The sequence below is a fragment of the Methylocystis iwaonis genome, assembly GCF_027925385.1.
In the GTDB taxonomy this organism is placed as follows: domain Bacteria; phylum Pseudomonadota; class Alphaproteobacteria; order Rhizobiales; family Beijerinckiaceae; genus Methylocystis; species Methylocystis iwaonis.
This window is the reverse complement of the sequence record NZ_AP027143.1, coordinates 155,892-172,931: the sequence shown is the minus strand read 5'-3', so window position 1 is coordinate 172,931 and position 17,040 is coordinate 155,892. Positions and strand designations below refer to the sequence as shown.

21 protein-coding genes and 2 pseudogenes are annotated in these 17,040 nt (G+C 61.3%); 9 read left to right on the top strand and 14 right to left on the bottom strand.

Annotated elements, in window-relative coordinates; genetic code table 11:
• Nucleotides 1–127 precede the first annotated feature (127 nt).
• Nucleotides 128–346, bottom strand: coding sequence for a GCG_CRPN prefix-to-repeats domain-containing protein (locus QMG84_RS21580; protein WP_413661930.1), 219 nt, complete (start codon nt 344–346; stop codon nt 128–130).
• Between the two features lie 147 nt (nt 347–493).
• On the opposite strand from QMG84_RS21580, the pseudogene QMG84_RS18585 reads away from it, so the two are divergent.
• Nucleotides 494–1,265: pseudogene (locus tag QMG84_RS18585) on the top strand (IS6 family transposase).
• Nucleotides 1,266–1,337: 72 nt separating this feature from the next.
• Here the strand turns inward: QMG84_RS18585 and QMG84_RS21620 are convergent.
• A pseudogene (locus tag QMG84_RS21620) lies at nt 1,338–1,476 on the bottom strand (ParB N-terminal domain-containing protein); the annotation flags it as partial.
• Between the two features lie 165 nt (nt 1,477–1,641).
• On the opposite strand from QMG84_RS21620, the gene QMG84_RS18580 reads away from it, so the two are divergent.
• Nucleotides 1,642–1,971 carry a metallophosphoesterase family protein gene (locus QMG84_RS18580; RefSeq protein WP_281932113.1) on the top strand — a complete coding sequence of 110 codons (330 nt, stop codon included), beginning with the start codon at nt 1,642–1,644 and terminating at the stop codon, nt 1,969–1,971.
• 85 nt (nt 1,972–2,056) lie between these two features.
• On the opposite strand, the gene QMG84_RS18575 is transcribed toward QMG84_RS18580, so the two are convergent.
• The 3 genes from QMG84_RS18575 to QMG84_RS18565 all read right to left on the bottom strand — a co-directional run bounded on the left by QMG84_RS18575 (nt 2,057) and on the right by QMG84_RS18565 (nt 5,072).
• On the bottom strand, nt 2,057–2,740 hold the full coding sequence (locus QMG84_RS18575; RefSeq protein WP_281932112.1) for an outer membrane protein: 684 nt from the start codon (nt 2,738–2,740) through the stop codon (nt 2,057–2,059).
• 329 nt (nt 2,741–3,069) lie between these two features.
• Complete coding sequence (locus QMG84_RS18570) at nt 3,070–4,221, bottom strand: DUF5666 domain-containing protein (RefSeq protein WP_202073263.1); 1,152 nt, start codon at nt 4,219–4,221, stop codon at nt 3,070–3,072.
• Entirely contained in the window at nt 4,218–5,072 is an 855-nt protein-coding gene (locus tag QMG84_RS18565; protein WP_202073264.1) for a DUF6502 family protein, read from the bottom strand. The genes QMG84_RS18570 and QMG84_RS18565 overlap by 4 nt, the downstream gene beginning before the upstream one ends.
• 358 nt (nt 5,073–5,430) lie before the next feature.
• Between QMG84_RS18565 and QMG84_RS18560 the strand changes: the two genes are divergently transcribed.
• The 6 genes from QMG84_RS18560 to QMG84_RS18535 all read left to right on the top strand — a co-directional run bounded on the left by QMG84_RS18560 (nt 5,431) and on the right by QMG84_RS18535 (nt 10,722).
• Nucleotides 5,431–6,894, top strand: a complete 1,464-nt coding sequence (locus tag QMG84_RS18560) for a glycosyltransferase family 4 protein (RefSeq protein WP_281932109.1) — start codon at nt 5,431–5,433, stop codon at nt 6,892–6,894.
• 10 nt (nt 6,895–6,904) lie between these two features.
• Nucleotides 6,905–7,042: a hypothetical protein gene (locus QMG84_RS18555; RefSeq protein ID WP_202073266.1), complete on the top strand. Its 138-nt coding sequence runs from the start codon at nt 6,905–6,907 to the stop codon at nt 7,040–7,042.
• A 596-nt stretch (nt 7,043–7,638) separates the two neighbouring features.
• Nucleotides 7,639–8,721: a sensor histidine kinase gene (locus tag QMG84_RS18550; protein WP_281932106.1), complete on the top strand. Its 1,083-nt coding sequence runs from the start codon at nt 7,639–7,641 to the stop codon at nt 8,719–8,721.
• Between the two features lie 317 nt (nt 8,722–9,038).
• Complete coding sequence (locus tag QMG84_RS18545) at nt 9,039–9,722, top strand: hypothetical protein (protein ID WP_281932105.1); 684 nt, start codon at nt 9,039–9,041, stop codon at nt 9,720–9,722.
• Between the two features lie 175 nt (nt 9,723–9,897).
• Nucleotides 9,898–10,242, top strand: a complete 345-nt coding sequence (locus QMG84_RS18540; RefSeq protein WP_281932104.1) for a hypothetical protein — start codon at nt 9,898–9,900, stop codon at nt 10,240–10,242.
• A 99-nt stretch (nt 10,243–10,341) separates the two neighbouring features.
• Nucleotides 10,342–10,722 carry a DUF4189 domain-containing protein gene (locus QMG84_RS18535; RefSeq protein ID WP_281932102.1) on the top strand — a complete coding sequence of 127 codons (381 nt, stop codon included), beginning with the start codon at nt 10,342–10,344 and terminating at the stop codon, nt 10,720–10,722.
• A gap of 131 nt (nt 10,723–10,853) precedes the next feature.
• Here the strand turns inward: QMG84_RS18535 and QMG84_RS18530 are convergent, their stop codons facing one another.
• Nucleotides 10,854–10,985 (bottom strand): hypothetical protein, encoded by a 132-nt coding sequence (locus QMG84_RS18530; protein WP_281932101.1) that lies wholly within the window; start codon nt 10,983–10,985, stop codon nt 10,854–10,856.
• 59 nt (nt 10,986–11,044) lie between these two features.
• Nucleotides 11,045–11,635 carry a hypothetical protein gene (locus QMG84_RS18525; protein ID WP_281932099.1) on the bottom strand — a complete coding sequence of 197 codons (591 nt, stop codon included), beginning with the start codon at nt 11,633–11,635 and terminating at the stop codon, nt 11,045–11,047.
• Between the two features lie 313 nt (nt 11,636–11,948).
• On the opposite strand from QMG84_RS18525, the gene QMG84_RS18520 reads away from it, so the two are divergent.
• On the top strand, nt 11,949–12,500 hold the full coding sequence (locus QMG84_RS18520; protein ID WP_281932098.1) for a hypothetical protein: 552 nt from the start codon (nt 11,949–11,951) through the stop codon (nt 12,498–12,500).
• A 177-nt stretch (nt 12,501–12,677) separates the two neighbouring features.
• Here QMG84_RS18520 and QMG84_RS18515 read toward each other — a convergent pair whose 3' ends face one another.
• The 7 genes from QMG84_RS18515 to QMG84_RS21575 form a co-directional block, all read right to left on the bottom strand.
• Complete coding sequence (locus QMG84_RS18515) at nt 12,678–13,229, bottom strand: hypothetical protein (RefSeq protein ID WP_281932480.1); 552 nt, start codon at nt 13,227–13,229, stop codon at nt 12,678–12,680.
• A 17-nt stretch (nt 13,230–13,246) separates the two neighbouring features.
• Complete coding sequence (locus QMG84_RS18510; protein ID WP_281932478.1) at nt 13,247–13,624, bottom strand: hypothetical protein; 378 nt, start codon at nt 13,622–13,624, stop codon at nt 13,247–13,249.
• A 281-nt stretch (nt 13,625–13,905) separates the two neighbouring features.
• Nucleotides 13,906–14,685 (bottom strand): hypothetical protein, encoded by a 780-nt coding sequence (locus tag QMG84_RS18505; protein ID WP_281932476.1) that lies wholly within the window; start codon nt 14,683–14,685, stop codon nt 13,906–13,908.
• 80 nt (nt 14,686–14,765) lie between these two features.
• Nucleotides 14,766–15,413, bottom strand: a complete 648-nt coding sequence (locus QMG84_RS18500) for a hypothetical protein (protein ID WP_281932474.1) — start codon at nt 15,411–15,413, stop codon at nt 14,766–14,768.
• A 172-nt stretch (nt 15,414–15,585) separates the two neighbouring features.
• On the bottom strand, nt 15,586–15,858 hold the full coding sequence (locus QMG84_RS18495) for a hypothetical protein (protein ID WP_281932473.1): 273 nt from the start codon (nt 15,856–15,858) through the stop codon (nt 15,586–15,588).
• 25 nt (nt 15,859–15,883) lie between these two features.
• The gene (locus tag QMG84_RS18490; protein WP_281932471.1) at nt 15,884–16,492 is read right to left on the bottom strand and encodes a hypothetical protein; all 609 of its coding nucleotides are present in this window, start codon (nt 16,490–16,492) and stop codon (nt 15,884–15,886) included.
• 5 nt (nt 16,493–16,497) lie between these two features.
• Complete coding sequence (locus tag QMG84_RS21575) at nt 16,498–16,881, bottom strand: LuxR C-terminal-related transcriptional regulator (RefSeq protein ID WP_434085996.1); 384 nt, start codon at nt 16,879–16,881, stop codon at nt 16,498–16,500.
• Between the last annotated feature and the right edge of the window lie 159 nt (nt 16,882–17,040).

Genomic DNA, 17,040 nt, shown 5'->3' with positions numbered 1-17,040 from the left:
CTTGGGCTCAAGAGCGAGAAGCGTGGAGAGGCTCGCGGAGCTTTGGCGGCTTCTCGTCCCGAGCGCGAGGATAAGCGCGCGGCCGCGCGCTCAACCTCCGGATGAGTTTGGATTGCCTTTGAGGCGATTACCTGAAACAGCGGAGCGTGCCGTTCGGCATGCGAGTGGCAGGATGGCCCGTCCTTCTCAGGCACCAGTCCTGATTTTGACCGCCGAACACGCAAAAACCCCGCCCATTCCGATGCCCGTTTGGGCCGCAACCGCCCAACGCGAAAGCAGGCGTAGCCACAGAAGACACCGCGGCGGAAAGAATAGCAGCGCACAATGCAAAGGAAAGTCTATTCATCATTCAACCCCGACTCTTATCGCCATCCGAATAAGTGGCGCGTCGATCTTAGCGCCTGAGAGTAACTTAGGCAGGTCCCGCAAGACTTTGAATTAGGCTATGCCTACCGCCGTCTTACTTCGGTCCCCTCAACATTCTTAAAAACCAATGCATGAGGATGGCGGCGGCGAGCAATCCGCTGCTTCCAAGGTTCATTGCGTACAATCTCCAAAAGCCGTTACCGCGGCCGTCCTGCGCGAGGTTTATCGACGCTCAAACCCTGAAGCTCTGGCAGTCATTTCGAGCGTGATCTTATGGGGCGTGCGCTGGTATGTCGCCTACCCGGTCAGTTACCGGCAGCTCGAGGAGATGATGGAAGGGCGCGGGGTCGAGGCCGACCATTCGACGCTCAACCGCTGGGTCGTCAAATACGCGCCCGAGCTGGAGCGTCGGTTCCGTTCCCGCAAGCGGCCGGTCGGCGACAGTTGGCGGCTGGATGAGACCTATGTGAAGATCAAAGGCTCCTGGAGATATCTCTATCGGGCCGTCGACAAGGCTGGCGCCGCGGTGACTTCCTGCTGACGGCCAACCGGGACCACAAAGCGGCGTTGCGGTTCCTGCGGCGCGCGATTGGTCAGAACGGCGCGCCGAAGAAGATCACGATCAACAAGAGCGGCGCAAACACCGCGGCGATCGAGAGCTACAACGCGGAGCACGAGGCGGACATTGAAATCCGCGAAGGAAATATTTGAACAACATCGTCGAACAGGACCACCGAGCGATCAAGCGCGTGGCGCGGCCGGCGCTCGGGTTCAAATCCTTTCGCTCGGCCGCAGCGACGCTCGCTAGGGTCGAACTCATGCACATGATCCGAAAGGGGAAGTTGCAAACGACTGGCAAATTGTGCCCAGCAAAGCAGTTCTACCCACTCGCGGCGTAAGCCTCGAGAGGCCTGCTGTCGCACGTCTCGCCGTCACGCAAATTTGCGACAGAACCAGCATTTTTCGTGAAGTTTCTGTTTCACAAGCAATTCCAGCGCACGATAGCGACGACCGCCCGCGAGCACTTCGAATTCACCGGTTTCGGACGCCTTCGGCGTCGAGGACGGCGCGAACGTGGAGGCTTTGGATCAGCCCGCGCCGAGCGATCGAGAGCCTCTCTCTCGACCAATTCCTCGTCAGTGCGCCAAGCGCAGCCCTCTAACTCTACACGTAGAAAGGAGAATCACACCGGGTTAGATGCTCAACTACCGACCACTCCGGAGGGTGAAAGCCCCTCCCTGCCACACCATGCAGTGTGGGGCGGGAAGCGAACGGGTGAGGCCGACCGGGGGTTTCGGGATCGGGTGCGTTCTCGCCGAGCGTCCGACTGTGGTCGCGACCCACCACGCCCCGCATCCGGATGCGGTGGCGGCGCGCTTCTCGATCGACCCGCTTACGCCTTGCTTCGTGAGCCACCTCTCGGACGTCATCGAAGCGCGTCAACCGACGCTTTGGATCCACGGCCACACCCACGACTCCTTCGACTACCAGGGCGGGGCGACGCGCGTCGTCTGCAATCTCAAGGGGCCATGGGCCCATAAGGCCGGCGCGACGGCTAGAGAACGTGGACTTCGGGATGAAGATTGTGGAGCTTTGAAACCGTGAATGCACAGCTCGACCATCAATCGTGGCCACCACGCCTTCGGCGTGGCGGCCACCTAATCAACCCTCCGGTCACGCCATAGTCAGGTCAGAATTTTGTGAAGCTGAGGAGATCACTGGCGTCGAAGCGGTAATTGACGCCGGCTCGAACGACGTGAAAGCTGATGTCCCGCTTGCCGCCGGGGCCGCCCGCAGCGCCGCCCGAGACGTCGTTGAAGAGATACTCAGCCTTCGCCGACCAATTGCGTGCAAAGGTCCATTCGGCGCCGCCGCCCACTGTCCAGCCCGTCGCGACGCCGCCGCCGGCGCCCGCATAGGCGAAGCCGCCCGTGCCATAGAGCAGCAAGGTCGGACTAAGCGCCAGAACCCCGACGCGCGCCCGCAAAGTGCCGAACCAGGGAACAGAACGTGCGCCTTGCGCTCCCGGAAACGGGAGAAGGGGCGCAGCGCCGGCAGCGAATGCAGTCGGGTCGAACAGAGCCGGACGTCGGCCGGAGAGGGAAAGGCTGGTTCCCTGAAAATCGGTTTCGAGACCGACCACGAACAGTGGCGTCAACTGATAATTGTAACCGATCTGCGCGCCGCCGACGACGCCGCCCGCGCCGCGTTCCGGCCATCCGCCGCCGAGGTTCAGGCCGAGGTAAAGCCCGTTCCACAGAGCGGCGGGCGGGGGCGGCGGCGTGTAAACGGGCTTGCGCGAAGGAAGATCGGCGGCCCGCGTCGGTTCGAGGAGCGCGATCAGGGCGAGGATGGAGAGCGTGGGTTTTTTCATTTCCGTAAAATCCTGCTTTCGGTTTTCAGTTGGCCCCTGCCGCCACTGGACGGCAGTGGCCCGGCAGGGGATGCCCGCCGGGCACGGATCGGCGGCTCGAGAGGGCAAGAAGCCGGCCGACCGGGCGACCGCTCACTCGCGCGGCCGTTCGTTCCGACCCGGCTGCCGGGTCGGCCGTCACTTCGAAGAGGCGTCGATAGGGCGGCGCCGCTTCGTGTGAAATTTACCCACGTAATATGCGTGGGTAAATTTCACACGTCAATAGCTCGCGCGGGAATTTCGTCGCCATTCGCGGAATGTTGTCGCAGAAAAGAGTTGGTTACGCGCGCTCAGCGCCTCGGACGGCCGCCGGGACCAGGCATTCCAGGCCCCGGGAAGCCGCCAGGAGGCGCTCCGCCGGCTCCGAACGGGAACGGATCTCCAAAGCCGCCAGAGGGCACATTTCCGAAATTGGGTGGGGCCTCAGCGCCGGACCGCGACCCGCCACCGTCGCCCGCGGGCGCCGGCGCGGTTTCCTCGACGCTTTTCATCCGCTGGCGGAAATCCTTACCCGAACCCTTCTCGCCGAGGCTTTCCGAGGCGCGGAAGGTCTCGATGGACCATCCGCCGTTCCGGTCCATGGCGACGCCGATCACGGCGCGGATGACGCCATAGAAGGAGGGGTCGCGCCGCGCCGTCAGCATCGGCCCGGCGGCGGCGGCGACCATATCGCCGTCCCGTTCGACATAGGTTTCGACGAGCGCCTGTCGCACCCCACGCGGCAGCCACTCGTCAGGCGCAACATGGGAAACCTCGAAGGCTCCGGCGGCGACTGCGCCGCGCAGCGCGACCCGTTGTCCGGCCAGCGACCGCGCCGCGCCGGCGAGCGGTTGCGCCCCGATCGCCAGCCGTCCGTCCGCGTCACGCGTCACCGTGCCAACGATTTGCGCTACCGCGGCATCGACGGGCTCGACAAGGCTTGCGACGATCGTCTGATCCGGCAGGCGCAGTCCGCTGACTGCGACATGCTGTCCGACAGCCAGTCCGCCGGCGGCGACGCCACGCCCGAGTTCGACCTTCTGCCCCAGGATGCGCAGGCTGCGACCGGAGATCGATTCGATCGACCCCACCACCTCGTGCAGGATGCGGATGCGCGTCGTCGTGAAGCCCGCTTCATTGCGCTGCGCGACGAGCGACACGACATGGCCGACGCGCATGCGCGAAACATCGACCGGCTGTCCGTCTATCGTCACCTCCGCCGTGGGCGCGTAGGAAATCTTCAGCCCGTTGACGAGAATGCTGCCGAAGCCGCGGATCGTGCCGACGACGCCGGTGCCCCCCAATCCATTGTCGGGGTCGGGAAGCACGGAAATGTAGCCGGTGCCCCCGAGGCCGTTGTCCTTCGGCTTCTCTCCGGCGCGCCCGGGCGCCGCGCCGTTGGCGAGACAGGCGAAGAGAGAAGCGATCAGCCGGCGCCGGTCGAGCCGTAGAAATCCTGTCACGACGGCTCTCCCGGCTGGTTTTCCGGCGCGCCGTCGCCGCGCGGCTCCCGTTCGCGGTAGACATAGACGCCGAAGTTCCAGCGCCACTCGCCGCCGGCGTCGCCCCGGTGAAGCGTCTGCGCCTCGCGGTTGGCCGCGAGCAACGCCTCCATCGCCACTTTGCGGGACAGCGCCTCGAGCTGGCGCGCCACATCCTCGGACAGGCCCTCGTAATGGACAGCGCGCTCGAGGAAGGGCGCCGGGTTCGAGGTCACGTTCTCTACAGCCGCGGCGATATGGTCGTGCAGATTGCGGCCGAAGTAATGGAGCTGTCGATCGTCGCCGCGGTTCGGCGCGATCGCCGCCTCGGTGAGGACCACGCGGCCCTTGGCGTCGAGGACTACGATCTTGCGATCAAGCCACTCGTCGAGCACGGCTCGCGGGCGAAGATCCTTGGTGACCTCCTCGACCAGCGACTCGAAGGTGGGCCCGGAGCCCGCGCGCCGCAGCGGCGCCGGCGCGCCGTTCCTGTCCGTGAAGCGGCGGTCGGCCAGCCACAGAGCGACGATCTGGGTCGTGCGGGACAGCGAGGCCGGCGTCATGCGGACCGGAGCCCCCGCTTCACGCAGACGCCGGACCTCCTTGCGGTGGATTCCCGTCAAGAGGCTGATGCGGCTGTCGGTCTGCTCCTTGTCCGGCAAGGCGAAATCATGGACGGCGACATTGACGTAAAGCTCCCGCAGCAGGTCGCAGAGTGCTGGAAAGGTCGTGCCGCAGCGGATGAACAGCCGCACGAGCGGGCGCAGCAGGCGCGCGATCGGCTGCTGAAGCTTCTGCGCGTCTGGGAGCGCGTCGTCGCGGCTTTCGGTCATGAACCTTGGTAACCCGAGTCAAAGTGGGACACAATCCCACGACTCCTTGACGTGGGAAATTTTTACACGCATAATCCCGGGCGTGTGATGTTTTCCCACTTCGGAGTTTCGAGATGTCCCTCACGCTCCTGCCCCTGTCGGCCCCCACGCGCCGAAAGGCGTATGCCGCACCCGATATGCTGAGGCGTCTCGGTGTGGTCGTCACAATCGGCGCGAGTGCTTTCGCGTCGTCGAGCCCCCGGATCAGCGCCCAGCCGCGCCCTTCAATCCAACAATCGTGCGATGCGCCGGTGACGACGACATCGGTCGCGTTCTGCTCGCTGCGCTGAGCCCCAGGCGAAGAGAGACGGAGTCGATAATGGTTGACTACATCCGCACCGCCTTTTTCGACGAGGATCGCGCAGATCGGGGTTCTTCGGGATCCTCGCCATGCGACGGCAATCGGCGCATCGATGCATGGCTTTCGGCCTGGATCCAGGCCGAGAACCAACATCTCATATGCGACCGCGCCATGAACACTCTCGATCCGGTCACTGCGACCCTCTACTTCCGCGCGCGGGAACTCTACTGGACCGTGACGCGCGCGCTCGGCCTCGGCCATCTTCACGACGGCTCGCGCGTCCGCACTTGCCGGTCTCGCCCGCACCTTCCTGCCAATTCCTCCCCGGCGCACGGCTGCTCCCGATCCGCCGCAGGGCGGCTGTTCATCGACGTGACGCCGACACATCGCTTTGGAGGGCAGACGGGCATTCAACGCGTCGTGCGCGAGGTCGCGCGGCGCGCCCCGAGAAGCGGTTTTGCGATGCCTGTGATCATCGAAAGCGGCAAGCTTCTCTCGTGGTACGATAGTCCGGACTGGTCGAGCCCGCTGTCGTTCGCGCCGGGGGACCGACTCCTATTGCTCGACGCCTGCTGGGGCCTGACCGGGGAATACGAGTCGATCATCCACAGCCTGCGGGCGGCAGGTGGAAGCCTCGTCACCGTCGTGCACGATCTCATCCCGCTCACGCATCCGCTGGCTGTTTCGCCGCGCATGCACGCGGAGTTTCAGGAATGGTTCGACGCGATCGTGATGGAAAGCGACGGCGTCGTCTGCGTCTCGCGCAGCGCGGCTTCGGATTTCATCGAGTACGTCGAAAAACGCGCCCCTTTCGGGCGCCCCGATCTTCCTGTCGGCTGGTGGCGCCTCGGCGCCGATTTCGAAGACGAGGATCGGCGGCCCGTTTCCGCGATGGCGCAAGCCATTTTTACGGATACGACACCCTGTTTCCTTAGCGTCGGAACGCTCGAGCCGCGAAAGGCCTACCCGATCGCGCTGAACGCTTTCGAGCAACTGTGGCGCATGGGGGTCGACGTCCGATATCTCATCGTCGGCCGACCCGGCTGGCAGAGCGACGCGCTCGCTCACGACATCACGCGACACCCGGAGTTCGGTCGACGTCTGTTCTGGCTCGACCGCGCGAGCGACACGGATCTGCGATTCTGCTATCGCCACGCCCACGCGCTCGTCTTCCCTTCGGTCATCGAAGGCTTCGGCCTGCCCCTCGTCGAAGCCAACCGGCACGGCCTGCCCGTCATCGCCTCCGATCTACCGGTGTTTCGCGAAATTGGCGGCGGCCATGTCGACTTCGTGCCGCTGCTCGATCCACGCGCGCTTGCGGAGAAGATAATGGAGCTTTGCAGCCGGACTGCTGAACGAAAGATCGTCGTCGCGCCGTCATGGGATCAGTCGGTCGACAGTCTCATTCGGCTGATTCACGAAGGCGCCTACCAGGCCGGCGCGCGCATCGCCGCGAGGCAAGCCGCGATCCAGGGAGGCTGAGCGCCGAGCCATGACATCAACAATCGTCGCGACCATCCTGTCGCTCTTCGAGCCGGACTTGATTTCGACAGCGTCGAATTCGCTCATGGCGATCGACGTGGCGGGATTCATGATCGTTCTGGGAGTCCTGCTGTTCGGAAAGATCTGACGGCACACCGATTGATCATCGCGTATCGCGATGAGCTCCGGCGTAATAAAATTCGCGAGCCAAACTTGCTGGACACCGCGTTACGGCGCCACCTAACAGCAAGCTACTATGGTTGGTGCTTCCGCGCACAGCGCACCACCACGAATGCTAGTGAGACAACGGCAAGATATGCCAGCGAAGCGTGACGGCGCGCGATCGGCTGCGGCGCGACAGCGCGGTGACGGTCGCGTTCCCGCAATATCCGTCCGAGGGGGGCTGTTCCAGGGATTGATCGCGCCCGGCAGACATTCCTCGACGGTGAAGCTGCCGGCGTCAGGCCGGGTCGGCTCTACGACGGAAGTCAGATTTCGATAGTTGGCGGTGGCCACCCCCTCAGGTCGTGCTGAGAGAAAATCAGCATGGCGACAATAAGCGAGCCCAATGTGGCCAACCCCCCGCCAGTTCATGGGATTTTCACCTGTCCATTGACCATCGGCCATCTTTTGTGGACGTGTTGCCAAGGACGATCAAATGCGACGATGTACCAGTTCTACGCTGGCTGATGACAAATCAATCTGCTGGGCATTACCAACCTGGTGGAAGAAGGGACCCTTAAGATGAAAGAAGGAATGCCAACCCGAAAATCTCTCTTTGGGGAAGCGTTCAAGCTGGGAATAACATACCTGTTCCTGACGGCGTTATTATATGGCGTATCGGCATTTTTTTCGGGATCGAGACAGAGCGAAAATGGTTTTGAAGGCTTCGTTGGGCACTCCGGTATTGTCGTTCTTGTGTCCGGAGTTCTGTCATTTTCAATGATGTCGATTGCAGTCTGGCATTTTCGCGGAGCAACGATGATTTATAACATCATCACCTGCTTCTTGATATCTGCGCTCGTTTCTATCACAGATTTTTTCCTCACTCGCGAATTATGCCGGATTCTCTTCACTGAGGACAATTTGGATTTTTCCATTTCCAATAATATTAACGACTTGTTCATCTGCTGGGCAGCGTTCTTTGGCTGGTCCAGCGTGTTCCTGACGCTTCTGTACAGCTTCGATGTTAGGGATCGCGAGCGCCGATTAGCTGTGGTTCGGGAAGACGCCCTTTCCGCACAAATGAGGGCGCTGCGCTATCAGGTAAACCCGCATTTCCTCTTCAATACGCTCAACTCGATCGGGGGACTGATTGAAGAAGGCTCCGCGACACGCGCCGAGCGGATGGTGCTGTCGCTGTCGACGTTCCTGCGCACAACGCTGACGCTGGACCCGTTCCACGATGTCCGATTGTCCGAGGAACTGAGATTGCAGGAGGAGTATCTGGAGATAGAGCATGAGCGTTTCTCGGATCGGATGACCTTCCATATCGATAGGCCGGATGATGTGCGTCACGCTCTGGTGCCCAGTCTGATCCTCCAGCCTCTGATTGAAAACGCAATCAAGCATGGCGTTGGCGCGATGTCGGGCGAGGTCAGTATTTCGCTTTCCGCCCGTCGTGAGACGAACCGGTTGCTGGTGATCGTCGAGAACGACATGCCGATGGAAACGGTTAGGCCAAAGCCCGCCGGCACGGGGCTTGGGCTGAAGAATGTGGCCGAACGCCTTCGAGCGCGGTTTCGGGATGACGGGCGATTTTCGGCCGGTCTTGCCGCACCGGGCATCTATCGGGCAACGCTCGATATGCCGTGGAGGACGGAATGACCGAACTGTCGGTTCTTGTTGTCACTGCTGACCCGCTGCCCGGCGCCGGCTGAAACGACTGTTGAACAAGCTCGTCTGGGTAAACCATGTCGACGAGGCCGGCGATATCATGAAGGCCCGCGCCCTCGTAGAGGAGCGCGTACCGCACATTCGCAGGATCGCCACGCCGATGGCGTGGTCGGTCTTGGGCGCATCGCCATTCGATTTCCTACGGCGTGGATCGAGCCGCTCCGATGCACCGGTACACATTCGATGTACAGGAAAGATCGGGCTCTTGGTAAGCATTTGCTGCACGGCGACGGACGGAGGAGACCATCTTGGCGACACTGGTAAGCAGTGTGTTGCGATTTGCATGGCGCACATCATTACTGCTTGGCGCGACATGGCTCGAATTAACGCCTCGCCCCGCGCAGGCCCAGGTCTATCCCTGCCCGGCAGGACCTAGCCCGGGCGAGAGGATGGTCGGATTGAGACAGGAAGGACAAGGGGTCAGTTCCGTACCGATGTGCGCGGCTGATGCGCAACCGGACAGCGATTACCGCTCTGCCGACGGGCGCGGCTTGGTGATCCCCCCTGCGCCATGGCCTGAGAATCTCACTCCTGGATGGGGTATGGTCGTGACTTTTACCAACCGGAAGGGCAAGGAAGCCGGAAAGAACAGCAAGGATGCCTATGTCGCCGTGGTTAACCAACCGACGAGCGACGACGCCTTCACCGCCGCGGCAAGGGAATGTCTGGCGAGAGTGATGCCAGGGCATGAATCCGAATGCCCCCACAGAGGCGATGGTAGTTCCGCTACGACGCTCGCCTATGTCACCGTCTATCGGTGGCCGTCGGGAGAGCATACCTATCAGATTAACAAAGGGCGGAACATTCCTCGGTCGACCTGCGAGAGCGCCCAACAGCAGGCCAATTACCTCAAGATCGCTAGATTGAGCGGAATCGAATGCCCCATCGAGATCGTTGAGGAGCTGATTAACGGAACTCCGAAGGAATGGTGATAACTCGGCGGCCTCGCATCTAAAAGCCGGCCGAAAGCTTCTGAGGGTCACGCCCCGATCCAGCCCATAATTACATCGTCATCCCCATCATCTGAGGAAGGCGCGGCCGGCGCTCGTGACCGCGCAGGTCCCGTCATCTTTGGCGTCGAATGATCCCGGAGCGGGGGGCTACGTCATGAAAACATGGATCGGACTCTCTGTTATCGGCTTTGTGCTGGTTATAGGCATCCTATTCCTGCGTTCCGACATGAGAGGCTGGACGCCGGGGACCTGGACCGACCCAGAGACGGTCGTTGAACCGGTAGATGGAAACGACCCTCCCTTTACGGTCGCCGATTGCCTGCTGGGTACGATTGACCCCTATCAGACGCCACGCGGCCATGATTACGGCGACATAGCGACCATCAGAGTCCTCACCTGCCGTAGCCGATCGAGCGCGGTGAAGATCATGTTTGTCTATCTGCTCCTGACCTTGAGCTATCCAGCTTATCGCTGGGCCACGCGCCGAAAGAACAGATGAAATACGGGACCAAGCGCTGGCGGAAGTCTCCTCCTCCATGAGGAACCAGTACATCCCAGACGATTGCGTGAAGCATCGGTTTGCAATCAAGCTAAGCGCATGAGACTGTCTGCATTCATTTTGGTGACCGGGATAACGGCACAAATTGCGCCGGCAGGCGCAGAGGAAAATCTCTGGGGCGCCATAGCCCTCGGCGGCAATGGTTTCGGCGCGAGCCGTGGACGTCCGGACGAAAACGCCGCGATCTCGGGGGCTCTCCGCCAGTGCGAGGAAAGCGGTGGTGCGGGCGAATGCAAGATCCGGCTGACCTACCGCAACCGGTGCGCCGCCTACGCCTCCGGTGACAATCGGGAAGTCGCTATCGCTTATGCCGACACGATGGAGAAGGCGAGCAAGCTCGCGCAGCGCAGTTGCTCGGAAGCGACCAAGAACTGCCGTATCCAGTATGCGGCCTGCAGCGTTCCCTCCTCCTTCAACTGACAAGTTATCGGCAACCGAATTCGGATCGACGACATAATCCGGAATAATTTGCAAGGCGGGGCGCATGATGGACGGTTCCAACCTCGAGGACTGAAATTCAGCATCTCCGGGCGCAACGCCTTATTTGTCCTTCACACGGTTTCTTGCACATCGGCCGTGAGCGATGCTGGTAAAACTCGGCCTGAAGAGGCCGCCAGGATGGATTTCTCGCGCTCTGCTTCGGGCGTCAAAATGGTCGATAATCCCTGAAAATCGCCGCTCACCGGATTTCCGCAGTCTCGCTACGAGCTTGCGACAACCTCTTCGCCCTTGCTTGCGACCATCAGCGCCTGCTGTAACGAATATCCGCGACGAGTTCCCAGCAATCTTTGGTCGGGTCAAGAAGCAATCGGCCATCGACTCGCCTTCCCGGACGGTAAGGTTTGCCGTCGAGATCATACGCCGTCCCCAAACTCTCCTCGCCCACGTACGGTCCGCGGTAATGCACGCGCGTCCAGTCGACGGAAATTTGATTGCTCTGGCTCTGATTGAACTCCATCATCACATATTCATCTTTGTCGCCGGGCTTCGCCGGAACGGCCGATTTCCAAAAGAAATCGAACGTCTGGATGGGAAATTTGTCGTAACTCTCTTTCGGAATCGCGCTCTTCCTCGTCTCGCTGTTTTCGCCGCGCTCTGCATAATCGATCTGAGGCGCGGCGTATTTCTTTCGCACCGCTGCCGATCGGATCATTGCCCAGAACAGCTCTTTATAACTCCGGGACTGGCACGCGAGCGTCGCCTGTTCGAGTTCATGCTGTTCGAGTTCGGCAATTGGATTTTCGGCGCCGCCCCATGCCGGTCCGGCAGACAGGATTTGAGGCAACGCCAGAGCGACCAAAAGGCGGGCGAAGGTTGAAGAGAAGGCGGGCATTATCCACTCATGTCTGATTTTGCTTTCCTGTCGAAGCTATCGTCGGTCCGGGTCGAAGTTGAGCGTAAAAGCGAACCGGTACGTCGTGTATGTTGATGGCATGTAGCGCTGGGAATATCCACGGATAGGACGGCTTGCGCGAGGACTGGCGATGTCTCGAAGACGATGGCGACAAATCGCCACGGTCGGCTTTGTAGCCTGTTCATATTGCTTTTGGCCGTCCGCACCGGGCTTTGCCGGACTCGGCGGCCGCGATGAAGCAGCTTTGGACTATTTGACCGAATACAGCGCGCAAATCGCACCGGAGGACAAAGTGAGCAGCAAGGGCGAGGCCTTGTTCGACGCGGTCGCTATTCTCCTGCAAGACCACTTCAACGCAGGCGCCACGTTGACGATGAACAAGGAAACGAGCACGGCTATCGTCGACGGCAATCCGTCGCGGCTGGCGGACGTCTACCGCGACAAGAGCAACGGACGGTCGCGGATTCCTGTCGGAATCTTGGACGGGGCCCCGCGCGAGGGAATTGAAGCTGCGGAGACGCCGCGCCCGTTGCATGAGATTCCGCTGCAATATCGCGGAAAATGGGCCTATTCGGCGCATGATTGCACCGCAGGAGAATCGACCGCCATCCTCGCAATCGATTCCGAAGGTCTGCATCAGGCGGAAGGGGAAATGATCGCTCTCGGGGTCCTCCCTAAGGGGAGCTCGCGCCGTACGATTTTTATCAACGCTCGAAATTCGGGTGGCGAAGGAGAATGGGATTCTACGGAGGAGTTTACGCTTTCATCCGATGGCGCCGATCTCGAATGGCGGAGGGTGCGGCCCGATCCATCGCCGGTCTCGCGATTGTTCCGTTGTCGATAAAGCTGCGCATGAAGCAGCGCCACAAGTGGAAAAAACAGTTGGGAGACACAGGTGATATCGCGACGAGCGCTTTTTCTATGTCCCTTTGTCGTCGGCGTCATGCGCCTCGCGGCCGGGGACGTTAGCTGCGACAAGCGCGGCGACAAGGCATGAAGCTGCGTGGCGGATGGGGGGCTCTCACTCGCAAAGTTTCAATGTGACGCGCTCTCGACCGGCTTCCTCCATCACGAGCGTTTTCTTCTCGTCCGAGAGGCTGAGCTGATAGAAATGGCTTTCGCCTTGTCGAAGCGGGCGCAGTTCGACGAGCATCTCGGCAGCGTTCCGCTCCCTCTCGGACGAAATGACGATTTTGCGTTTCTCCGCCAAAGCGGCTTCTACGTCTCGCGGCGTCATCGTCTCCGGCGTTCGGACGTAAGCGCCAGCGACCACGAGCGGGCCGGATTTGGTGGAGATGCGATCGGCGGCGATCCAGACGAATCCGTTGGGAGTCCGGTCCGGGAGCGCGGCCCGGCGCGGCGCCTCGCCGCAGATTTCCGGACGCAGGGCCCAGGCGCCGAGGAAGCCCGGCAAGATGCGGGAAACATCCAGAGGCGCATAGGCTTTGCGCGCCCCCCAGGCGCCGGCGACCACGATGCCGCTTTCGTCCACAGTCACGCTGGACGACGCGGCGTAAGCGGGTGAGGTCGCCAAGAGGATGCCGACGAGAAATCGTTTCAACCTATTCGACATCGGGAGACCTTCCGCGTTCACGGAGTGGCGCAGGGAAGCTTGCGCATCAGGTGGAGCGAACCGGCCCGGAGGGCGCGCGTTTCGAAGACAACCGTCGGCGTCTCGACGCGGATCTGCGAAGCGTCCGTGAAGCTCTTGACCTCTTCGCGCGTCAGACGCCCCGTTTCCAAAGTGCCCGAGCCTGTCACCAGAATGGGCACGCGCTTGAACTCCTTGTCCATTTCGTCGATGAGGATGACCGTCCCCGGCGCGCCGAAGTAATACGCCTTGTTTTTCATATAGGCGGTTTCCTCCTCGCCCGAAGCGTCGGAGCCTAACGGCGCGAGTTCTACGAGGAATCTCCAAACGCTCTTTGCGGGGTCGATGCGGTCGCAGCCGAGTGCAAAATTCGGCATCAGGTCCCGCGGACCGGACTTATGTTTCGCATCGAGAAAATACAAGCGGACACCGCCGCCCCATGCGTGTTCGTCGATAACCCATTCCGATCGAGCGCTCGAGTCGATGACCTCGAGTTTTTCCCGAGGGGAGGCCGCTACCGAGAGCGACGCGAGAATCTGCAAGCCAGCGATAGCGGCGACGCACACTCGGGCGACGCGGCGCGCGGCGCGCTTTGCTTTTGGCATCTTATGATACTGGCCTTTGAGAGCGAGGGAGCGGATGAGATCGATATGCGAGCTCAGTGCGTTGCGCAGGGAAGCTTCGCATTCCTGTCGATCGTCGCCTTCAGCGCCGAGGTTCCGGATTCGAAATAGATCCTCGGCGTCTCGGCGCGGATTGCCGATGCGTTCAGGATGGCTCGGACATCATCTTGCGTCAGAGCAGCGGTTTCGAGCGCGCCGTTCCTCGGCGTAAGCGGAGTGTGCTTTATTTCCTTGTCCGCCTCGTCCAGGAGAACGAGCGTTCCCGGCGCGCCGAAGTAATATTTCATGCCTTTTTCATGGGCGATCTCGTCCCTGCTCGTGATGCCCGATCCGGGCGATGTGGCTCCCACGCGAAAGCGCCAGTAGCTCTTGGTCGGATCCTGGTCGGCGCAACCAAAGGCAAATTCAGGCGCTCCTCCGGCGAGAAAATTCAGGGAAGGCGCGCCCGCTTCCTGGCTTTGTTTCAGGTCGAACACAAAGCGAGAGCCGCCGCCCCAGTCAAAGGCCTCGATCCAATTCGCCCGAGGATCGCGTTCGACGGCTCTGAGCGGCGCCGGAGAGGCGGCCATTGCGGGAAGCGACGCGAGCATTTGAAGAGCGACGACGACTGCAAGGCGAAAGCTGGCGCCGATTGGCGTGGAAGGCGTCTTTCTGGACATTTCGCAACCTAGACGAAAGGGTAAGCGGTTAGCTTTCGCTCGAGGAGCAAAAGAGAACGGCGGGGTGATAGGTGGACTTATCGCTGTGTCGGCCGCCGAGGGGCGGCCTCGATCGGGAGCGATGCGAGACTCCGAGCCCTGCGATCGTGACGACACGGCGACGCCGCGCGCTTTGCTTCTGACATTTTACGATCCTAACTTTCGAGAGAGAGGGGGATGCCGATCGACACGCGAGCTCACCGCGCGGCGCAGGGAAGCTTCGCATTGCCGTCGATCGTCGCTTTCAGCGCCGAGGTTCCGGATTCGAAAAAAATCCGCGGCGTCTTGGCGCGGATCACGGGCGCGTTCAGGATGGCTTGGACATCGTCTTGCGTCAGAGCGGCGGTTTCGAGCGCGTCATTGCTCGGCGCAAGCGGAATGCGCCTCATCTCCTTGTCAGCCTCGCCCAGGAGAATAAGCGTCCCCGGCGCGCCGAAGTAATATTTTATGCCCTTCTCATATGCGATCTCGTCTCTGCTCGTGATGCCAGATCCGGGCGGCGTGACTCCCACTCGAAAGCGCCAGTAGCTCTTTGCTGGATCCCGGTCGGCGCAACCGAACGTAAATTCAGGACCGCCTCCCGCGAGAAACTTCAGGGAAGGCGGCCGGACATTTGTTTCGAATTCGGTTCCAGCGAGAAAATCTCGGTGCGCCGCGTCCGCCGCCAGGCTCTGTTTCAGATCAAAAACGAAGCGAGCGCCGCCGCCCCAGCTACGGTCCTCGATCCAATAATTCGACGGAGAGTCGCGATCCACGGCTCTGAATGGCCCCGTAGAGGCGGCTAACGCGGGAAGCGATGCGAGCGCGACGACGGCGATGAGGAGGGAACTGGCGCCGACGGGCATGGAAGGCGTCTTCCTTGACATTTTGTAACCTCGACGAATGAGTGGGCAGATAATGTTCGCCCGACGCGAAAAAGAACGGCTGCGGCGGAGAGATTCACCACTGTGTCAGCCGGGTTCGATCGAAAGACAGCCGCTTGCATCGCCGCCAGGAGTGAACGACGCGGACCAGCAGTCACAAGAGGAACAATCCCGCGCCGATGGGAAGGGTGACGATCGTCAGCCAGCCGCCGAGCGCCATATTGTCCAGGGTTTGTCCCACGTCCGAACCGAGGACGAGGCAGGGGTGCGGATTGCCTTCGTCGAGCGCACAACCGTTCACGTTCGCGACAAGGCCCGCGGCGAAGAGGGAGATCAATGGGAGCGAGGTGACGATAATGATCGCGACGAGCGCCAGCCCATGGCGCCAAGCCTGCCTGTCCGAATGTACGCCGGGATCGTCTGTCATGGCGGTGACCTTTCCGACATGCGCTTCAGTCATCGATGGCATAGATGCTTGCGTCGTAAACGAGTCCAATCTCCGCTCCATCCGGCGCCTGGACCCGTAGGGCGGTCCATTCCTCGCCCGCCTCCGGCCCGTTATCGATTTGCGAGGCGTTGCCAAGCTGCAGCGGACGGTATTGTCCCGCGGCCGCGGGTTCGCAACTTTGTCCGGCGAGCGAGCGCAAAAGTGTGGCGCGCAATGCTTTCGGTGTCTTTTCGTGCAGATGGGCCTTCTCGACAATAGAGACGGCGAAGGTCGCGGCTTCGTAGCTCGGGCAGCGATAGCCGCGATGATAGTCTCCGTGCGTCTTGCCGCTCAGGCGGATCGTCCCCTGGAAGGTTCCGTGACTCGGATCACCGATCCACTCTTGGAGCGATTTTTCTGAATCCCGCGCGGACGCGACGCCAAAAGCGAAAAGCAGGACGAGCAAGGCGCAAATATTTCTCATAATTTTTTGGAATCCCAGCCTCTCGGATAAGGCATGGAGCCATCCGATCCTCTCGGAATCAACCCCGCCGAAGCACCGGTACGATGCGCGCGTTGCCGCTGACAGAGACGCGGCAAATAATGCGCTATGGCGCTTCGGGGCAACGAGCACCCTCGTCAATCAGAAAGGGGCAGGACATGCGCATCGGCGGCGAGAGTGTCATTCAGCAAGGCGACGACTGCCTTGCGCGAGGGGACGTTCAACTGTCTCAACAGTTGCGAGACATGGTTGCGTACCGTGAAATGCGACAACTTCAAGCGCCGGCCGATCTCCTTATTCGACAGGTCATGCATCAAGAGCCGCAGTATGTCGCGTTGTCGTTCTGTCAGCGAGGAAAGCCTGTGCAGGAGGGAAAAGTCGCGCGCGCCGGCTGCTTCGCGCTGCGCATACAACACGCTGCCCTCCGGCAGCATATGACGCACTCGAGCAAGAATATCATCCGCATCATTCGTCCGCACCGCGAATAACACGACGCTCGCGGTCGCACTGTGCTCGATCATCGAGCGGACTCCTGAACGCCCACTGACCCGAAGGTTTGGCGCGATGTCCGAAATGTCGTATGTGTCCATGCTGAGACTTCCGCGTGGTCCCTTGCCCAACTCCGTAGCATCGCTCGAGCGAGGGTTCATTCGACTTCCGGCGACGAGCGCGAGCGCGGC

Excerpts from the sequence above, each read along its gene's own strand:
- QMG84_RS21580 (WP_413661930.1), bottom strand. The coding sequence starts at position 346 with ATGAATAGACTTTCCTTTGCATTGTGCGCTGCTATTCTTTCCGCCGCG.
- QMG84_RS18575 (WP_281932112.1), bottom strand. The coding sequence starts at position 2,740 with ATGAAAAAACCCACGCTCTCCATCCTCGCCCTGATCGCGCTCCTCGAA.
- QMG84_RS18565 (WP_202073264.1), bottom strand. The coding sequence starts at position 5,072 with ATGACCGAAAGCCGCGACGACGCGCTCCCAGACGCGCAGAAGCTTCAG.
- QMG84_RS18560 (WP_281932109.1), top strand. The coding sequence starts at position 5,431 with ATGGTTGACTACATCCGCACCGCCTTTTTCGACGAGGATCGCGCAGAT.
- QMG84_RS18555 (WP_202073266.1), top strand. The coding sequence starts at position 6,905 with ATGACATCAACAATCGTCGCGACCATCCTGTCGCTCTTCGAGCCGGAC.
- QMG84_RS18550 (WP_281932106.1), top strand. The coding sequence starts at position 7,639 with ATGAAAGAAGGAATGCCAACCCGAAAATCTCTCTTTGGGGAAGCGTTC.
- QMG84_RS18540 (WP_281932104.1), top strand. The coding sequence starts at position 9,898 with ATGAAAACATGGATCGGACTCTCTGTTATCGGCTTTGTGCTGGTTATA.
- QMG84_RS18535 (WP_281932102.1), top strand. The coding sequence starts at position 10,342 with ATGAGACTGTCTGCATTCATTTTGGTGACCGGGATAACGGCACAAATT.
- QMG84_RS18525 (WP_281932099.1), bottom strand. The coding sequence starts at position 11,635 with ATGCCCGCCTTCTCTTCAACCTTCGCCCGCCTTTTGGTCGCTCTGGCG.
- QMG84_RS18515 (WP_281932480.1), bottom strand. The coding sequence starts at position 13,229 with ATGTCGAATAGGTTGAAACGATTTCTCGTCGGCATCCTCTTGGCGACC.
- QMG84_RS18510 (WP_281932478.1), bottom strand. The coding sequence starts at position 13,624 with ATGCCGAATTTTGCACTCGGCTGCGACCGCATCGACCCCGCAAAGAGC.
- QMG84_RS18500 (WP_281932474.1), bottom strand. The coding sequence starts at position 15,413 with ATGCCCGTCGGCGCCAGTTCCCTCCTCATCGCCGTCGTCGCGCTCGCA.
- QMG84_RS18495 (WP_281932473.1), bottom strand. The coding sequence starts at position 15,858 with ATGACAGACGATCCCGGCGTACATTCGGACAGGCAGGCTTGGCGCCAT.
- QMG84_RS21575 (WP_434085996.1), bottom strand. The coding sequence starts at position 16,881 with ATGATCGAGCACAGTGCGACCGCGAGCGTCGTGTTATTCGCGGTGCGG.